Annotated in this window: 17 protein-coding genes and 1 other annotated feature; all 17 genes read right to left on the bottom strand. The window is 36.9% G+C overall.

The window, feature by feature from the left end:
• Nucleotides 1-15 precede the first annotated feature (15 nt).
• The 17 genes from mtnN to cymR all read right to left on the bottom strand — a co-directional run bounded on the left by mtnN (nt 16) and on the right by cymR (nt 15901).
• A complete protein-coding gene (mtnN, locus tag ACFOUV_RS02550; RefSeq protein WP_379495196.1) occupies nt 16-702 on the bottom strand; it encodes a 5'-methylthioadenosine/S-adenosylhomocysteine nucleosidase in 687 nt (228 codons plus the stop codon).
• Between the two features lie 34 nt (nt 703-736).
• A complete protein-coding gene (locus ACFOUV_RS02545) occupies nt 737-1423 on the bottom strand; it encodes a YrrS family protein (RefSeq protein WP_379495195.1) in 687 nt (228 codons plus the stop codon).
• Between the two features lie 120 nt (nt 1424-1543).
• The gene (gene greA, locus ACFOUV_RS02540; protein ID WP_379495194.1) at nt 1544-2020 is read right to left on the bottom strand and encodes a transcription elongation factor GreA; all 477 of its coding nucleotides are present in this window, start codon (nt 2018-2020) and stop codon (nt 1544-1546) included.
• Nucleotides 2021-2147: 127 nt separating this feature from the next.
• Complete coding sequence (udk, locus tag ACFOUV_RS02535; RefSeq protein ID WP_379495193.1) at nt 2148-2783, bottom strand: uridine kinase; 636 nt, start codon at nt 2781-2783, stop codon at nt 2148-2150.
• Nucleotides 2784-2800: 17 nt separating this feature from the next.
• A complete protein-coding gene (locus ACFOUV_RS02530) occupies nt 2801-3445 on the bottom strand; it encodes an O-methyltransferase (protein ID WP_379495192.1) in 645 nt (214 codons plus the stop codon).
• 74 nt (nt 3446-3519) lie between these two features.
• Nucleotides 3520-4638, bottom strand: a complete 1119-nt coding sequence (mltG, locus tag ACFOUV_RS02525; protein ID WP_379495191.1) for an endolytic transglycosylase MltG — start codon at nt 4636-4638, stop codon at nt 3520-3522.
• Between the two features lie 122 nt (nt 4639-4760).
• Nucleotides 4761-5042: a DUF1292 domain-containing protein gene (locus ACFOUV_RS02520; RefSeq protein ID WP_379495190.1), complete on the bottom strand. Its 282-nt coding sequence runs from the start codon at nt 5040-5042 to the stop codon at nt 4761-4763.
• Nucleotides 5043-5054: 12 nt separating this feature from the next.
• Nucleotides 5055-5468: a Holliday junction resolvase RuvX gene (gene ruvX / locus ACFOUV_RS02515; protein WP_379495189.1), complete on the bottom strand. Its 414-nt coding sequence runs from the start codon at nt 5466-5468 to the stop codon at nt 5055-5057.
• A complete protein-coding gene (locus ACFOUV_RS02510) occupies nt 5465-5734 on the bottom strand; it encodes an IreB family regulatory phosphoprotein (RefSeq protein WP_379495188.1) in 270 nt (89 codons plus the stop codon). The genes ruvX and ACFOUV_RS02510 overlap by 4 nt, the downstream gene beginning before the upstream one ends.
• A 98-nt stretch (nt 5735-5832) precedes the next feature.
• Complete coding sequence (gene alaS / locus ACFOUV_RS02505) at nt 5833-8472, bottom strand: alanine--tRNA ligase (protein ID WP_379495187.1); 2640 nt, start codon at nt 8470-8472, stop codon at nt 5833-5835.
• Nucleotides 8473-8523: 51 nt separating this feature from the next.
• Nucleotides 8524-8734, bottom strand: a binding site (T-box leader).
• A gap of 42 nt (nt 8735-8776) precedes the next feature.
• On the bottom strand, nt 8777-9844 hold the full coding sequence (locus ACFOUV_RS02500; protein ID WP_379495186.1) for an AI-2E family transporter: 1068 nt from the start codon (nt 9842-9844) through the stop codon (nt 8777-8779).
• A gap of 53 nt (nt 9845-9897) precedes the next feature.
• Nucleotides 9898-10086 carry a hypothetical protein gene (locus tag ACFOUV_RS02495; RefSeq protein WP_379495185.1) on the bottom strand — a complete coding sequence of 63 codons (189 nt, stop codon included), beginning with the start codon at nt 10084-10086 and terminating at the stop codon, nt 9898-9900.
• Nucleotides 10087-10155: 69 nt separating this feature from the next.
• Nucleotides 10156-12477: an SF1B family DNA helicase RecD2 gene (gene recD2 / locus ACFOUV_RS02490; protein WP_379495184.1), complete on the bottom strand. Its 2322-nt coding sequence runs from the start codon at nt 12475-12477 to the stop codon at nt 10156-10158.
• A 26-nt stretch (nt 12478-12503) separates the two neighbouring features.
• A complete protein-coding gene (locus ACFOUV_RS02485; RefSeq protein ID WP_379495183.1) occupies nt 12504-13166 on the bottom strand; it encodes a tetratricopeptide repeat protein in 663 nt (220 codons plus the stop codon).
• Between the two features lie 15 nt (nt 13167-13181).
• Entirely contained in the window at nt 13182-14294 is a 1113-nt protein-coding gene (gene mnmA, locus ACFOUV_RS02480) for a tRNA 2-thiouridine(34) synthase MnmA (protein ID WP_379495182.1), read from the bottom strand.
• A gap of 15 nt (nt 14295-14309) precedes the next feature.
• Nucleotides 14310-15449, bottom strand: a complete 1140-nt coding sequence (locus ACFOUV_RS02475) for a cysteine desulfurase family protein (RefSeq protein WP_379495181.1) — start codon at nt 15447-15449, stop codon at nt 14310-14312.
• Nucleotides 15450-15481: 32 nt separating this feature from the next.
• The gene (cymR, locus tag ACFOUV_RS02470; protein WP_379495180.1) at nt 15482-15901 is read right to left on the bottom strand and encodes a cysteine metabolism transcriptional regulator CymR; all 420 of its coding nucleotides are present in this window, start codon (nt 15899-15901) and stop codon (nt 15482-15484) included.
• Nucleotides 15902-15987 lie beyond the last annotated feature (86 nt).

Raw genomic sequence — 15987 nt, 5'->3', positions numbered from 1 at the left:
GCGCTTCTGCTTATTTTAGTCTTTAATCATATTCATTATTAATTGTGCAGCATTTTTGGCAGCTTTCTCAAGAAACTGATCAAAGGATATAGATGACTTTTTCCCAGCGATATCAGATAATGCACGAATAATAACAAATGGCTTCTCATATTGATAGCATACTTGAGCAACTGCGGCAGCCTCCATTTCGGATGCTAGCATACTTGGAAACTTTTCACGAACAAATGATACGCGTTCAGGATCCTCCATGAATGCGTCACCTGTTGCGATAATCCCTTTTTCATAGTTAATCTCCAGTTTGCTTATAGCAGATACTGCCTTTTCGATTAGCATTTTATCCGCCGTATACATTGCAGGATGACCAGGTACTTGTCCATATGCATAGTCAAAAGCAGTTACATCTACATCATGATGAACGACTTCGGTGGAAATAACAACATCTCCTACTTCCAATTTCTCTGCAAAACCCCCAGCTGATCCAGTATTGATTACATATGCAGGCGAAAAACGCTCATGCATAATCGTTGTAGCCATTGCAGCATTCACCTTACCAATTCCTGATTTCAAAAGGACAATATCTTTATTATGAATTTTTCCTTCTACAAAGAGGCAACTAGCAACCTCTTTTTCTTTCCTATCCGTCATATTTTCTAATAACAATGCAATCTCTTCGTCCATTGCACCAATTATTCCGATTGTCATGATGTATCCTCCAGTTTACTATTTCTCGACAATTTTACTTTTTGTCATTTTCAATAAGAATTTCAACTTTGGTTGGTTGCCATCCTTCGTTATCTATCCATGAAAGGAAAACACGGTAGACCTCTGTTTCCACACTATCGGAAACCGTAGCTATTGCTTTTTGAGCGCCATTGTTTTCAACCCACCATTCAACCATGTCATTCTCATCTATGCCTGTGGCCATGGATGCAGCCTTTTTAATTTCAATTCGATCCTTAGAACCATTGTCAAAATTCAGTGTATGAGGTCCTTCCTGTTCTGTGCCAACAGGTTCCCAGTTGCCGGTATATGCTTCTGCAACATTATCATCCGATGGTTCTGCTGCTTCTGTTTCTGTATTGTCCTCTTCTTCATTCTCTTGACTATCGTTTTCTTCTTCATTACCTTCATTGTCTTCCGTTGATTCCTCATCTGTAGTCGCATCGTTCTTGGTTGAATTATTTTCTGAATCCTCATTTGACTCCGCTTCATCTTCTTCCGTAATCAGAAAATCAGAGGAATTCCCTTCATCATCAGCAGTTGAATCGTTTGCCGTTTCATTATTACCGCCACCGAAAAACCATATACCAAGCAATAATATCAGTAGAAATGCTCCTACTATAAGGAAAATAGAAATCGCCTTTGTATTCTTTCTACGTTTCTCAAATTTGTTAAAGCGTGAATTGTTTTCTGATTCGCTCACTCTATTCCCTCCTATCATCTATATTATAGTATCATATTATAGGTGATATGCCGATTCATATCCAACGAAATGAGCGCACAAAAAAAGCGGGGACTTATCTCCCCACCTTTATTTTTATAATTAATTAACCTTTACGATTCTTACCTGAATTTCTCCACCAGGAGTTGCAACAGCAACCTCTGTACCAACTTCATGACCTAGTAAGCTTTTCGCCATTGGTGAATCATTGGAAATTTTACCTTCAAACGGGTCTGCTTCTGCACTTCCTACAATGGTGTAGGTTTCTTCTTCACCATTTGGTAATTCGACAAATGTAACTGATTTGCCTAAAGAAACAATATTTGGGTTATCATTATCATTCTCAATAATGACAGCATTACGAATCATTTTTTCAACTTGTGTGATACGTTGTTCAACAAAAGCCTGATCATCTTTTGCTGCATCATATTCGGAATTCTCTGAAAGATCTCCAAAGTCACGTGCGACTTTTATACGTTCCACAACTTCTTGCCTTCTTTCAGTTTTTAAGTAATGCAATTCTTTCTCTAATTTTTCTTTCCCCTCTTGCGTCATATAATAACTTTTCTCTACAGCCATTAAAAACACTCCTTCTTTTCACTGTGCAAATAAAAATAAGCTTTAAAGCCTATGCGTTACATATGAAGAATATACTAATCATTACTATGGCAGATTTGCAATAGTTTTTCAATATTTTTGACCAAAATTATTTATTTCGACTTTGTGATAAGATGTTCTCAATCTTTGTAGCCATAATGTCAATTGCTACATGATTCTGACCACCTTCAGGAATAATTATATCTGCATAACGTTTTGTAGGTTCGATAAATTGCAGATGGGATGGTCTAACATTATTGATGTACTGATCAATTACAGAATCTAAATTACGCCCTCTCTCTTTAATATCTCTTAAGAGTCTACGAATAATCCTTAGATCTGCGTCCGTATCAACAAATACTTTAATATCCATCAATTCAACAAGCCTTGGGTCTTCAAGAATTAAAATACCTTCTACGATAATAACTTCTTTCGGTTCTACATGAATCACTTCATTTGATCTGGTATGAATTTTATAATCATAAACAGGTTTTTCAACTGGTTTGCTATCAAGGAGTTGATTAAGATGATCGATAAGTAAATCATTATCAAATGCCAACGGATGATCATAGTTTGTATTTAACCTTTCTTCAAGCGGAAGATGACTTTGATCTTTGTAATAATAGTCTTGTTCGATAACTAGTATTGTTTTATCTGTGAATCGTTGGCATATAGAGCGGGTCACAGAGGTTTTACCACTGCCACTTCCTCCTGCTACACCAATAACTACCGGTTTGTCTTTCATAGATGTGTGAAGCTCCTTTATTCGCTTATTTTATAACTGACTGCTACCCCATCTCCTATAGGGATAATGGACGTATTAAAATTCGGATGATTCATCAGCATCTCGTTATAATCTCTTAGTTTTTTAACCATTTTCGTATACCTTTTTGGAACATCTTCTGGATCTGCTACATAACCTCTAAACAAGACATTATCTGATAAAATAATTCCATTCTTCTTCAACATCGGTTCGGCAAGTTCAAAAAATCGCTGATATTGACCTTTTGCAGCATCAATGAAGATAAAATCAAAGGTATGGCTTTGATTTGAAAGCTCCACAAGCTTTTCCAGCGCATCACCAAGTATTACTTCTATCTGTTTATCTTTCTTTAATTGATAAATATGATTCATTGCCTGTTCGTAACGATGCTCATCCTTTTCTATCGTTACAATGGACGAACTCGGGTTTGCTTCCAGCATTCTTAATGCAGAATAGCCTATCGCCGTACCCACCTCCAGAATTTTCTCAGGTCTTTTCATATGAATCAATTGCATCACAAAATGAATGCCAACCTTGTCCATAATTGGTACATGATCTTCTCGGGCCTGTGATTCCAGCTCATAAACCCATTGTTGTTGAACTGGTAGTGTTTCTGTTAGATAACTCTTCAGTTTTTCACTCATTATTTTACCTCTTTATTGAAAGATATCTTTATAAAAATGGGAAATGTGAATGGTAATCCACATTTCCATGTTATTTAATTTAAATATTGATCTCTGTTTTGTAAATGCTCATCATGTGTTTCTGCATAATATATATTTCCTTCCGAGTCATGAAGAAAATATAAAAAGTCAGACTCTGCCGGCTCTAGCACAGCCTTCAATGAATTTTCAGCAAAATTCGATATAGGACCAATAGGAAGTGCATCAATGTAGTATGTGTTGTAAGGTGATTCAATCTCTAAATCATCGTACGTCACCGTTTCATTATGTTCACCTAGTGCATATAATACGGTTGGGTCTGTCTGCAACGGCATACCAGCATCCAATCGATTATAAAAGACACGTGATATTTGCTGGCGTTGCTCTTCACTTGCTGTTTCCCTCTCAACGAGCGAAGCAAACGTAATTGCTTCGTGCGTGGTGAAATCAATTTGTTCTAAGTCTGCTGCATATTTGGAGTAGACTTTTTCTGTTTGTGTAAGCATTGCTTCAATAATTGATTCTATAGTCGGTTCTTCCTCATAAAAGTCGTATGTAGATGCAAAAAGATAACCTTCTAATGGAGTTCTGATTTCTTGATCAAGGATCGCATTAGATAATAGATTAGGGTAACTTGCAATCAATTCTTCTATATATGTTTCATCATTCACTTGCTCCAGGAATTCTTCTTTTGTGAACTCAAATGTTTCACTGAAAATATCTGCTATCTGATCAACTGTCAGTCCTTCAGGTATTGTCACGGTATGAACTGGTTCTATGTAAACTCGTCCATTTTTTAATGACTCAATGATTTCATCAAATGTTACTGCAGGTGTGAATGTATATTCTCCAGCTTGGAAGTCGGACTCATTATTAAATTTAGTATAGAATCGGAAAATTCTTCCGTCTTTAATAATTCCATTCTCTTCAAGGATAGTTGCTATCGTTGAAGTTGAAGAACCGATAGGAACTTCTACAGTAATCTGCTCATCACTTTCTGAATTTACTGGTTGAAGTGCTGATTTAACATACAAAAAACCTGATATTCCTCCAATGACCAATATTAGTATTAATGCTATAAGGATAATAGACACAATCTTTCTTACCGTACTGGCTTCTTTGCTTCTGGCTAGAAGATTGTCCTTAAAACTGCCAGGCTCTTTCTTCTTAGACATCCAGTATCCCCCCTTCGTCCGCTATATTATACTAAAAAAGAAAGTTTTTATCCATAATATAGTGGATTACAAGCAAAAGCTGATGTCGAATTACTGACATCAGCCGCTATAATCTTAGATTTTTACGCTTCGTCTTCTTCGTCTGCCAATGTGTTTAACATTTCCTCAACCAGTTCCCATTCTTCATCCGATTCTATCGGAAAAAGCGTGAAATCCTCGTTATCCTGTTCTTCGAAACGGAATGCATATACTTCCACTTCTTCTTCTTCTGCCTGTTCAGCTGGTACTACTGCAATATACGATTGTTCTGTTTCATCAACATCAAAAGTGAACAAAACTTCAAATAGGTGCTCATCACCATTTTCATCAGGGATAATTATTCTTTCTTTTTCTTCCAAAGCCATTCGATCACTCCTCTATTTCTGATTTAAGTACCCTTGCAGTATCATGACCGCAGCCATTTTATCAATTACTTTCTTTCTTTTCTTTCTGCTCATATCTGCTTCGAGCAATACGCGTTCGGCTGCTATGGTAGAAAGACGTTCATCCCATAATTCAGTAGGTATGCCATGTACGTTCTCTATATGTCTGGCATATCTTTGAGAAGCTTCTCCACGTTCTCCAATGGTTCCATTCATATTTTTCGGCAGCCCGACAATAGCTTTTCCAATCTCATGCGTTTCTATAATTTGTTTTAATTCCTCATCGGCAGAATGAATTTCTAACTCATTCCATTTGATTGTAGTCACTCCTTGGGCAGTCCAGCCAAACGCATCACTGACCGCAACACCGATGGTTTTTGAGCCAACATCTAATCCTACTATTTTCATTTATTCTCCTTGTTCTGCTCCAGATAAAATTTAACCAGTTCTTCAATCACTTCGTCTCGTTCTATTTTACGGATCAAATTTCTGGCATCATTGTATCTCGGAATATACGCGGGGTCACCTGATAATAAATAACCCACAATCTGATTAATCGGATTATATCCTTTTTCTTGCAATGATTCATGTACAGTCAATAGAATATCCTTAATATCCTGATCAAATGGTTCTTCTGAAAAGTTAAACTTCATCGTTTTATCAATTGAACTCACTGTGACACCTCGTTCCAAGTTTGCATTCTAAAAATCATTTTAACATGTTTATTGGTATTATTATACTTTTTTAATGCTTTGTTTACAAACAGTTACGGTTATTTTACATTTTCTGTAATATAATTTTTTGCAGATTCAAGTGCTTCTTCTATTTTTGCAGGGTCTTTACCGCCAGCTTGTGCCATATCCGGACGGCCCCCACCACCACCTCCGCAAATTGTTGCAGCTTGTTTAATCAAGTTGCCAGCATGCAATCCTTTTTGATTTAAATCGTTGGATACTCCTGCTGCCAATTGTACTTTTCCATTATTCTCAGCTGCAAGTAGAACAATACCTGTAGTTAATTTCTGTTTTAGACTATCAACCATGTTTCGAAGCTGGTTCATATCTTTAACATTTACTTTCTGAGCTAGCAATGGTATATCCTGTACGTTTTCAACCTGGTCCAAAATAGATGAGGCTTCCAAATTAGATAATTTTGCACTTAATGATTCTGTTTCTTTTTGCAATGCTCTCAGTTCTTGTTGTAATCCTTCAATTCTTTCCGGAACTTGTTCATCACTGGATTTAACTAATTCCGCAGAGGAACTCAAAATAGAAAGTTTCTTATTCAGGAATTCATAGGCATATTGACTTGTAACAGCTTCAATTCTTCTTGTACCTGCTCCAATGCCACTCTCTGAGACGATTTTAAATAACCCTATCTCGGATGTATTTGTAACGTGACAACCTCCACATAATTCCAGGCTATAGTCTCCTATTTGTACTACACGAACCACATCACCATACTTTTCACCGAATAATGCCATTGCACCCATTTCTCTTGCCTCATCCAAATTCTTATTTTCAATTGCTAATGATACAGATTCCCAAATTTTTTCGTTAACTATTTGTTCTACCTGTTTCAATTCATCACTGGAAACACCACTGAAATGGGAAAAGTCAAAGCGTAAACGTTCAGGTGTTACTAATGAACCAGCTTGATTAACGTGTTTTCCTAAAACATCTTTAAGGGCCTGGTGAAGTAAATGTGTAGCCGTATGATTCTTGATAACAGAAGTTCGGAAATGGGAGTCTACAGCAGCCTTCACCGTATCGCCAGTACGTATCTCTCCTTCTTTTATCTGTACTCGATGAATATTTTGTCCTTTCGGAGACTTTTGAACATCTAGCACATATGCGGAAGCATTTTCCGTAATAATCCAGCCATGATCAGCTACCTGTCCGCCACTTTCAGCATAAAATGGTGTTTCATTTAAAAATAGAAATACTTCATCATCTTGACTTGCAGAATCGATTACTTCTTTTCCACCGATAATGGTTTCCACCGTTGCATCCACAGCCATTTGGTCATATCCAATAAATTCACTTTTTACATTGATTTCACTTAAAATCGTGTCTTGAACCTGCATGGAATCGACTTTTTGCCTTGCACTTCTAGCACGTTCGCGTTGTTTATTCATTTCACGATTATAACCTTCTTTATCAATGGTAAACCCTTGTTGTTCCACATATTCTGCAGTTAATTCCTTTGGAAAACCATACGTATCATAAAGACGGAATACTTCTTCTCCAGGGATGACGGTATTCCCAGCAACTTTTTGTTGATCCATAATGGCAGTCAAAATTTCCAGACCATCATTTAATGTTTCATGGAAACGTTCCTCTTCCACTTTAATGATATTTATAATGAATTCGCGTTGCTTGAGTACTTCTGGATAGAAATCCTTCATGATCTCTCCAACCGTATCTACAAGCTCAAACATAAAAGGTTTTTCGATACCGATTTCTTTTGCAAATCGGATGGCTCTTCTCACTAATCTACGTAATACATAGCCCCTGCCTTCATTGGAAGGGACAGCCCCATCACCTATTGCAAAGCTGACAGTTCGAATATGATCTGCGATTACTTTAAATGCGGTATCACTGGATAGTTCTTTTCCGTAAGTCGTATTCGCGATTTCTTCTGTTTTGCGAATAATCGGCATAAATAAATCTGTTTCAAAATTGGTTGGTACTTCCTGAATAATTGATGTCAGGCGCTCAAGTCCCATGCCGGTATCAATATTTTTCTTTGGAAGTGGTGTATATGTGTCATCCGGGTTATGGTTAAACTGGGAAAATACTAGATTCCATACTTCTAGATAACGATTATTTTCTCCACCTGGATATAGTTCCGGGTCAGCTGGGTTATTTCCGTATTTTTCTCCGCGGTCGTAGAATATTTCCGTATTCGGTCCACTTGGGCCTTCTCCGATATCCCAGAAGTTTTCTTCCAATCGAATGATGCGTTCTTTTGGCAATTTAATATCATTTAGCCACATGTCATATGCTTCATCATCTTCTGGATGAACAGTTACGGAAAGAAGTTCCTTATCAAAACCAATCCATTTATCACTCGTCAGGAATTCCCATGCCCAGTCTATTGCTTCTTTCTTAAAGTATTCTCCAATTGAAAAGTTCCCAAGCATTTCGAAAAATGTATGGTGACGTGCTGTAAAACCGACATTTTCAATATCATTGGTACGAATTGATTTTTGCGCATTTACAATCCGTGGATTCTCGGGTATAACACGCCCATCAAAATATTTTTTTAATGTCGCTACGCCACTATTAATCCACAATAATGTAGGATCTTCAATTGGAACAAGTGAGGCACTTGGTTCGACACGATGTCCTTTTTCCTTAAAAAAGTCAATAAACATTTGTCTGATTTCTGCTGAACTTAACTGTTTCATCTAAATTCCTCCACATTCTTTAAAAATAAAAAAATCCCCTCTCTGCATTATTGCAGGGACGAGATATGTTCGCGGTACCACCCTAATTATGAATGAAGAAAATCATTCATCACTTTATCATGTTAACGGTATGAGACCGACGGGGTTTAACCGTACTCCGGTTTAGCTTTCCATGACACTGTGTTTGGAATTTCTCTCAGCCCTCGGAAATTCTTCTCTAAAAACAAGTAGATCATGTACTTATAACCATCAAAGTGTTTAATTTATTATGTTAGCGATATTATATGAAACTTTTCAAGCATTGTCAATCATATGAATGTAACGCGATTAATTGACCAGTTATTACTTTGGTGATCGTAAGAACTGGAACAGCCAATATCATTCCCCACACTCCAAACAACTGACCACCGAGCAATAGTACAAAGATGATGGCAACGGGATGAATTTTCACACTCTTGCCCATTATATATGGCGACAGCAGATTACCTTCAATAATCTGTATTACAAACAAAGCAAGAATAACTAAAAAAACTTTATTTCCAGCCGTAGTATAGGAGATTGTCACCGCTGGTATTGCACCAATGATTGGACCAAAATAGGGTATAATATTCGTGACCCCCATTACAATAGCTAGCAATAAGGCATATTTTATATTTAGCAGTTTAAACATGATTAGTGATGTGAGACCTACAAATAAGCTGATGATTATCTGACCGCGAATATAGCCACCCAAACCTTTATCAATCTCGGACAGCAAATTACTTGCATCACTCCGGAATTTTTTGGGAATAAATGTAATAAAGAAGGTTTTTATTTTCGTATAATCCTTAAGGAAGTAGAAAACAAGTACCGGTATTACCGTAATTATAATAATCATATCTATTATTTTAGCAAAACCTGCTACAAGTTTAGAAATCAATTGATCCAATGATGTTTCCAAGGAGAGTATTAGTTCATCTATTTTATCATGTACCGCTTCAGGCAAAAACGACGTATAGTTATATATCTGATAAATTAAATTTTCATACATTGCTATAATTTCTGGAAGATTTTCATTTAAATCTCCCAGTTGATGGACAATTAATGGATATCCCCGATAAAACAGATAGCCTGTTCCGCCAAAGAAAATGAGATAGATCAACAGGATAGCCAAACCTCGATGAATATTCATGCTATCCAATTGATCAACTAATGGATGCAACAAATAAGCAATTAAAGCAGAAATAACAAAAGGTATTAACAGTTTACCGAGAAAAGAAAAAAAGGTACCGTAATATGGCATTGTTTTAAAAAATAAATAAGAAAATATAAATAATACGATACCAATGACTAACCAGTATAATATCGTAAAGCGTTTTTTATCCTCAAACATGAAAGACACTCCTCAGCAGATTGGTATTATACTCATTTTTTGCTGGGAGCTCTCTATGGAAGTTGGCGTTGTTCTTTTGTAAACAAATCATCCAATGAACTTAGACTTCCGTCAGATTCTATTTGATGAACCATTAGTTCTTTACCGGATACTGTCATTTCAATACAGCACGTCCAGCAAAAATAATCCTGTGTACCTATTTTGCCTATATCTTTTCCGTTACAATTCGGACAACGCAGCATAATCATAACCCCTTTTCGGATAATACGCTACTATGCTTGCCCGATTTATAACTTTATATACATAAATAATCACATAAAATCATAAGGAGAGATTTCTTGTTCTTCTGGTTCTTTCATTTCTGTGAGTGAAATTCCTTGAAGTCTTTCTGTTAACTGTTCTTTTAATGAAGTAAATCGTTTATTTGTGTCTTTTGTTTGTATTCCTCGTAAAAAAGCCTGTTCTTCCCCGCAAATAATCAGTGACTCTTTACTTCGGGTAATTGCTGTGTACAGTAAGTTTTTTCGCAGCATACGATTATAGGTTGAGACTACTGGTAAAATGACGATTGGAAATTCACTTCCCTGAGACTTATGAATGGAAATACAATAGGCATGCGTAAAATTCACATAATCTTTCCGTACATATACTACTTCTCTATCTTCAAATGTGATTACAAGCTGCTCTACATTTTCTTTGTTTTCGTCTTCTTTGAAAATAGCTGCGATTTCTCCAATATCCCCATTATAAACGCCATCTTCAGGTTGGTTAACAAGCTGAATCACCTTATCACCCACACGATAAGTAACATCATTGAACTTAATTTCTCGTCTTCTTTTTGTCTTTGGGTTGATTAGCTGCTGCAGTTCTTTATTAATCATCGTTATCCCGGCCTGCGATCTGTACATCGGAGCAAGGACTTGAATATCCCTTGCGTCTAAACCTTTATCCAGTGCCTTTTTATAAATGGACGTAATTACGTGGATCATATGATGTTCGAAACATGCAATAAAGCTGAAATCTTTATCATTCGCAAGCGACCCCGCTGAACATGTATCATTTTTGATCTCATGTGCAAGCTGAATAATTTTGGATCCTTCCTTCTGCCGATAAACCTCGCTCAAACTTACGAGTGGCAGTAAGTTACTTTTCAATAAATCTGATAGAACCTGTCCTGGCCCAACAGATGGCAATTGATCTTCATCCCCTACCAATAGAACCTGCATATCATCGGGAATTGCTTTGAAGAGGCTATTTGCCAACCAGATATCAACCATCGAAAACTCATCAACAATTAAAATTTTCCCTGAAAGCTGTTCCTGTTCATCTTTATCAAAACCGTTGCTACCATTCCATCCAAGAAGTCTATGTATTGTTAATGCAGGAAGTCCGGTTGATTCGTTCAATCTTTTTGCTGCACGGCCGGTTGGAGCAGTCAGTATAAATGGATAGTCCGACTTGGATTCGTAATCTTTCGGATCAAGAGATACCTGATGTATTGCAGCATATGCTTTGAGAATTCCTTTTATAACGGTAGTCTTACCGGTCCCGGGTCCCCCTGTTAATATCATAATCTTAGAATGCAATGATTGATTAATAGCAGAAAATTGCTCCTTACCATAACTTAATACTTCCGCTTCTTCAATTTGTCCAGTTATTTTTAACATTTCTGCCAAAGACGTTTCTTCCTCCAACGGTTTAGTAATAATTCGTTTTAAATTGGAAGCAAAGCCATCCTCTGCATAGTAAAGAGTCGGGAGATACACGTTACCTTCATAAATAATCAACTTTTTCTCCGTATTTAATTCTTCAAGCCTATCTGTAATAATTGATTGTTCAGCAGGATGAACTGCAAGCAGTCCCATCACCTGATCAACACAGAGGTCCATTGGTAAAAAAACATGTCCTTCCTGAATACTTCTCTGAAGAACATAAATACACCCTGCACCAATTCGATTCGGATGTGTCAAAGAAAGTCCATTTTGCCTGGCAATTTCGTCCGCAGTTCGGAATCCAAATCCTTCTATATCAAATACATATTGATATGGATCTTTTTCCAGTATCTCGATTGCTTCCTCTTTGTACTTTTGGTAGACGTTTTGAGCCATTTTTAATCCTACTCCATAGTTGGATAAATAAACAGCTACATGTTCAAAGCCTTGATTTTCTTTTAGGCTTGCTGCCAATCTCTCAGCAGTTTCTTTTTTTAATCCTGGTACATCTTTCAATACGTTTGAGTCGTTTAGTATTTTAGAGATGGCTGTTTCACCTAAGTATCCTACAATACGTTCTGCTGTTTTTTCGCCAATACCATAAAATAAATCACTTGATAGATATGCGACCAAACCATCTTTTGTATCTGGAATAATGGTTTTATAAGAAGACACTTTATATTGCGTACCAAACCGGACATGCCTCTCAAATTCTCCGTAAAAATAGTAGGTTGTCTGTTCATGGAGATTGGAAAAATAGCCTTTCGCAACAATCTCTTTCTCTTTGAAGTCTTCATTTGTCTCCTGTACTTTGATTTTTACGATCGAGAAATGTTCAGCTTCATTATTAAAAATTGTATTAACTATTTCACCTTTAATATATCCTTGTTCTTCATTTGATTGTTGTTGACTCATTTCCATTTCAAACAACCCCACTATCTATATACCTAGTTTTCGTTTATTAGTTGTTCCACATTTTTCTTTCCGTTAGCTGCAAGAACATGCTCTGGCTGTATTCGAAGCGCCTCGTTGAAATGGCCTAATGCCTCATCGACATTTTCATTAAACAGGGATAGGACACCCAGATTGTAATGGGTGTCACTATGATCCTGATTTATTTCGAGGACGCGATTAAAAACATTCTCCGCATCTTCCAGACTGTTACTTTGTGCTAGGGATAATCCATATTGAAAGAGAATCTCTTCATCGTTCGGATTCAACTCGGTAGCTCGTAATAAATATGGTAGCGCATATTTAAACTGTTCCTGATTCTGTAACGTTAAGCCAAGCATAAAGTATACATCACTTTCCTCGAGTCCAAGCTCAATTGCCTGTTGAAAATTCATCTGTGCTTTTGGAAATAAAGATTGCTCAAAGTAAAGATTTCCTAAACCGTAATAGGCTGTTGCAGCTTCTGTGTCCAATTCAATTGCTTTTTCAAAAAAACGCTCTGCACGTTCATTCTCATTTAATTGCACTAAAAGATTGCCAAAATTAATATAGCCTAACGGTTCATCTGGCTGTTCCTCAATGACTTCATTGAACAGTCTGGCTGCTTCCTCAAAATTCTGTTCCCTCATATAATTTATTGCTTGTGTATTTTTATCCATCTCAAATCTCCTTACTTAACCTACATAATCAAGTGTATGATTATTCTTTATAATTTCATCAATTGTCCCACCACCAAGACAGACGTCTCCATCATAAAAGACAACCGCCTGTCCAGGAGTTACTGCCCTTTCGCTTTCTGCAAATTCAACGAAAACTTTCCCATCATTTTGAAGATGGACGGTAACATTACTATCTTTTTGACGGTAGCGGAACTTAGCAGTACAGATAAACGATTCCGTGATCACATCATCATTTATCCAGTTCATATCCGTTGCAATTAATGCATCCGAATACAGTTTATCATTACTATAACCTTGTTCCACATATAGCGTATTATTTTTAAGATTTTTACCTATAACAAACCATGGATCTCCTGCTCCGCCAATACCAAGTCCTTGGCGTTGGCCTAATGTATAATACATTAAACCATCGTGTTTTCCTTTAACCAGTCCATCCATCGTTTGCATATCACCAGGTTGTGCAGGTAAGTACTCACTTAGAAATTCTTTGAAATTACGTTCTCCAATAAAACAAATTCCAGTCGAATCTTTTTTATCGGCTGTAACCAAACCGTATTCTTTCGCAATTTTTCGTACTTCAGATTTTGGCATATGTCCTAATGGAAACATCACTTGCCTCAGAACGTCTGAAGATAATTGATTGAGGAAGTACGTTTGGTCTTTATTATCATCTACACCACGTAACATTTCAATGCGACCATTTACTTCCCTTACTTGAGCGTAATGACCTGTCGCAAGATAATCTGCGCCTAGAGACATGGCGTGGTCAAGAAATGCTTTGAACTTAATTTCTTTATTACACATGACATCAGGATTTGGTGTACGCCCTGCTTTGTATTCTTCCAGAAAATAAGTAAATACTTTATCCCAATATTGTTTTTCAAAGTTAACAGAGTAATAGGGTATATCCAGCTGATTACAGACACGAACAACATCATCAAAATCCTCTGTTGCCGTACATACACCGAACTCGTCTGTGTCATCCCAGTTTTTCATAAAGATACCGACTACATCATAGCCTTGTTCTTTAAGAAGTAAGGCAGCTACTGAAGAATCGACACCACCGCTCATTCCCACTACTACTCGAATATCTTTATTACTTTTCATTATTTTCACGATCCTTTATCTTAATCTTTTTATAATCCTTGAAACCCGTCTCGCTGCCTCTTTAACATTTTCTTCCGTATTAAAGATTCCAAAACTAAAACGGATGGAATTTGTCGTACATGGATTATCTTTTCCAAACATGGCAGTTAATACATGTGATGGTTCCACACTTCCTGCCGTACAGGCACTTCCACTTGAGGCTGCAATCCCATCTAAATCAAAATTCGTTAGCAATGTTTCCACATTTGCACCTGGAAAACTTATATTTATAATGGAGGATATTGTCGACTCAATATCACCATTGACTTCAAAATTAATCCCATGTTCCTTCAGTTCTTCGATAAATAATTCTTTGTATATCTGATACTGGTTTCTTCTTGTTTCTCTGTTTTGAATTGCCAGTTCGACAGCTTTTTGGAAGCCTGCTGCTCCTGCAATATTTTCTGTACCTGGGCGACGTTTTCTTTCCTGTTCACCGCCATACTGCAAAGCATTGATTTTTACATTTTCTTTTACATACAAAAATCCAATCCCTTTTGGTCCATTAATTTTGTGTGAAGACACCGTCAGCATATCAATTCCCAATTCTTTAACATCCATTTCAAGGAGTCCGAACGCTTGAACTGCATCTGTATGAAAATATGCCTGATGATTTCTGAGTAGATCGCCGATTTCCTTTATTGGCTGAATAATTCCAGTTTCATTATTTACATACATAATGGAGACAAGAATTGTTTCATTCGTTAATGCGTTTTTTAAATCTTCTATTGCTATTTTTCCATCCCTATATACTGGGAGATACGTTACTATAAAGCCTTGTTTTTCTAATGCCTCAGCAGTATGAAGTACAGCATGATGCTCCTGGTTAGTTGTAATTATATGATTACCTTTATGACGGTTAGCCAATGCAGTTCCAACAAATGCAAGGTTATCCGCTTCTGTTCCCCCACTGGTAAAGGTAATTTCTTTTTCGTTCGCTCGTATACTCCATGCCATAACACGTCTTGCCCCATCCAAAATCTGCCGCGCTTTTCTACCGAATGAATGGACACTTGATGGATTACCAAAAACCTCATTATAGACAGGAAGCATTGCTTGAATTACTTCCTCAGCCATTGGAGTAGTTGCAGCGTGATCCAAATAAATTGGTTCCATAGTACATTTCCCTTCCATCTCAAAAAAAGATTCTAGATATAAAACATGTATGCATCTTGTAGTTCATCATTATCATGATTAGCTAAATCATCCAATGTCGTTTTATCCATAACGCTTTTTACTGCATCTCGAATTTCCATCCATAATGCCTGTTGAGCAGGCTTTTCATCTTCAATACCTTCCACAATGGTAAGCGGTCCTTCAAGAACACGGATAATGTCTCCTGCCGTGATTTCCTTTGGTTCCCTAGATAATTTATATCCCCCATATGCACCGCGAATACTTTTAATTAAACCGGCATTTCGAAGTGGTGATGCTAGTTGCTCCAAATAATGTTCTGATAGGTCATTCTCTTTGGCAATCGATTTTAATGATGTTGGCCCTTCGCCATACTTCTTTGCCAATTCAACCATAATTGTTAATCCATATCTTCCTTTTGTAGAAATTTTCATATATATAAACTCCTCTTAATGATTTGATCGTCCATCATACTATAATAAGTGCTATTATAGCATGAATAGTATGCTCCTTGCATTTA

Source organism: Oceanobacillus longus (assembly GCF_042650085.1).
Classification (GTDB): Bacteria; Bacillota; Bacilli; order Bacillales; family Amphibacillaceae; genus Oceanobacillus; species Oceanobacillus longus.
Note: the sequence above shows the minus strand (reverse complement) of the source record. Positions and strands in the feature narration are given on the sequence as shown.